1 protein-coding gene is annotated in these 539 nt (G+C 61.6%); it reads right to left on the bottom strand.

Annotated features, from left to right (window positions below):
• Positions 1-52: 52 nt before the first annotated feature.
• On the bottom strand, positions 53-539 hold a 487-nt coding region (locus ACKGJN_RS16725), incomplete at its 5' end, for a phytanoyl-CoA dioxygenase family protein (RefSeq protein ID WP_409540702.1).

Here is a 539-nt window from a genome sequence, read left to right on the forward strand (position 1 = left end):
GTCCTCTTTTTATGTTTCATCTTGCCGGCGCTTTGTCCGACCTTACGCCGTGTCACGCTGCCCGCCGCGTCGGCCGGACAGGATAGGGTTGCCGCTCGCAGAGGAAGTCCGGCCGCCGCTGCGAGCCGCCGAAAGGTGCGCCCACGGCATTGCTGATGGCGTTGAACGCGAAGAAAGCGTTGGAGCGCGGGAACGGCGTGATGTTGCTGTTGGAGCCGTGCATGATGTTGCAGTCGAACAGAATCACCGAGCCCGCTTTTCCGGTGGTGCTGAACACGCCGCCGTCTGCGATCAGCCGTCTTAGAGACTCGTCATCGGGAACGCCGTAGTCCTGGCGCTTCAGCGAGGTCTTATAGTGATCTTCGGGCGTTTCGCCGATGCAGGAGACGAACCAACGGTGCGAGCCCGGGACTACCATGAGGGGGCCGTTGAAGGCGTAGTTCTCGGTCAGCGTGATCGAGATGCTGAGCGCGCGCATGCGCGGCATGCCGTCCTCGACGTGCCAGGTCTCGAAATCGCTATGCCAGTAGAACTCCTTT

It is taken from the genome of Gillisia xinjiangensis (assembly GCF_046298265.1).
Taxonomy (GTDB): Bacteria; Bacteroidota; Bacteroidia; order Flavobacteriales; family Flavobacteriaceae; genus Gillisia; species Gillisia xinjiangensis.